This window comes from Streptomyces sp. NPDC086077 (assembly GCF_040686175.1).
GTDB lineage: Bacteria > Actinomycetota > Actinomycetes > Streptomycetales > Streptomycetaceae > Streptomyces.
Genome location: NZ_JBFBJT010000309.1, coordinates 1 through 1,902, shown reverse-complemented (window position 1 = coordinate 1,902; position 1,902 = coordinate 1). Strand labels below are relative to the sequence as shown.

At 70.8% G+C, this 1,902-nt stretch carries 1 protein-coding gene; it reads right to left on the bottom strand.

Going from position 1 to position 1,902, the window contains the following annotated elements; all coding sequences use genetic code 11:
- Nucleotides 1-539: 539 nt before the first annotated feature.
- Entirely contained in the window at nt 540-1,196 is a 657-nt protein-coding gene (locus tag AB0O67_RS37260) for a hypothetical protein (RefSeq protein ID WP_365460534.1), read from the bottom strand.
- Nucleotides 1,197-1,902 lie beyond the last annotated feature (706 nt).

Below are 1,902 nucleotides of genomic sequence, written 5' to 3'. Positions count from 1 at the left end.
GACTCTCGCGGCAGGAGCGGCGGCATGGCGTGCATGGCCGAAGCGCCCACGGGCCACCTCCGCGCTGATGCTCAGCCCCACATCGATCTGCGCCCAGACCGCCCCCGCCCACCGGTCCGCCTGCACCAACCGCCCAGTCAACTCAGGCACCCGCGTCACTGCAACCCCGTGCCCTGCGCCAGGCAGTCCCGGCGAGAACGGCTTTTGAACCGCTGCGCAACGACTGCAACTCGTACATCAGGACCTCACTGGCTAAAGCCAGCCTCACCCGAGCCTCTGTCCCATTTGGCTAACCGCGGCGAGCATGCCACGCAGCCTCCGAGCCTGTGGGTAAACGACGCTCCGCCGTCACCCTCGGTAAGGAGGCCGGCACCCATCAGGCTTATAGTTACCCATATAGGGATAATAGGTTCGCTTCGCTGACGGCGCTCCACCAGCCTCAAACCTACGGCCTGCTTTGCAAGGCTGCTCAGCCCACACTCAGGAGTTCGCGCGGGCTTCTTTCCGCTATCTCCGCTCTGGCTTGGCGAAGATCGGCTTCACGCCGAGGTCCTAAATGAGGCGGTACTTGTCGTGGTCCCGGTCCCGGTCACCGGGTGCGGCTTCGGCGCAGCCGACTGGGCGTGCTTTGGCCGACGTCCGCCGTCCCAGCTGAAACCCTGCGCTGCGACGGATGCCGGTGCCACGCCGGGGGCCGGGCTTGAGGAGACGTGAGGCAGCTGCCAGGTCACCTCGTCCATGGCCCGGTCGTGGTGCCAGACCGACAGTGTGCGGGTCGCCACGAGCCGGTCGAGCAGTTCTGCGGTTTGGTGGGGGGAGTGGCCGCACAGGTGGGCCAGCACGTCCATCTCGGCGCAGTGCACGGTGCGGTCGCAGGTGTGCGCGGCCAGGATGAGGGTCATCAGCCGCAGTGCGGGAGGTGCTGCAGAGGGCAGCGTCAACGGCGCAGGCTTCAGTGCCCAGTGCGCGGCACGGCGGCGCGCGCTCCGGCCGGGGATCTGGTCCTGGACCGTGGCGTCGAGGAGCTGCACCTTCACCAGAGCCGACCTGAGGTCGGGGGGCTGCAGCCAGGCCCCGTGGGCCAGTTCTCCCCACACCTCCGCGCGTCCGTGCAGCCGCATGGCGCGCAGCAGGCCTGCGGGAAGGCAGGCGCGGCCATGTGCGTCGGCGCGCAGGGTGCATTGCAGGGCGAGCATGCGGGCGGCGGGGGAGGTGAACCGGGGCAGCGCGGTGGCGAGGTAGGTGAGTGTCTCCCGCGCCCGCCTGCGCTCGTCGGCCCCCTGCGGGCGTGGGCCGCGAGGGTGTGCACGCGCGGTCGGGGAAGGCTGCGGCCGGCTGAGCAGTGTGTCAGGGACGACGGCGGTGTCGCTGGTCGCGGCCGCGCAGGCCGCGCACGCGTCCGCCAGTCGCCAGGTGCGGCCGCCGTGCGCGCGGGTGAGGGCCAGCAGGACAGGGCCGGCGCACCCGCGGTGGCGTGGGTGCCAACTGCAGCCGTGCGCCCGGCACTGGCATGTGCGTAGATGGCCGGGCAGCGTGCTGGCCCGCGCGTGGCAGGCCAGGTGAGCCAGGGCGGCGGACCGTGCAGCTGCGGCCTCGAGCGGAGCCGTACGGGTGGTGCAGTGGGCGCAGACCAGGCTCGGCCCACCAGCCCGTGGACGCAGTTCGACCGCCCAGATTCGCCGCACCGCGGCACCGGCGAGCCTCATCGGCTGTTTGCCCTCCTGTCTGTCCGCGCCGTAGCGCCTGGTACGCCCGGCGGCCGGGCGCCTCGGGGACGGACGCACGGTAGTGCAGATCCCTGCACTGTTGTGATTCCGGGGTTCGTAGTTGGTGTGGTGAGGGTGGCTTGAGCTGGGGTGTTGTGGATCCATTGACAGCGGTGCCGGTGCTTGCGGGGCGCTG

Coding starts and splice junctions, on each gene's coding strand:
- AB0O67_RS37260 (WP_365460534.1), bottom strand. CDS start 1,196: ATGCTCGCCCTGCAATGCACCCTGCGCGCCGACGCACATGGCCGCGCC.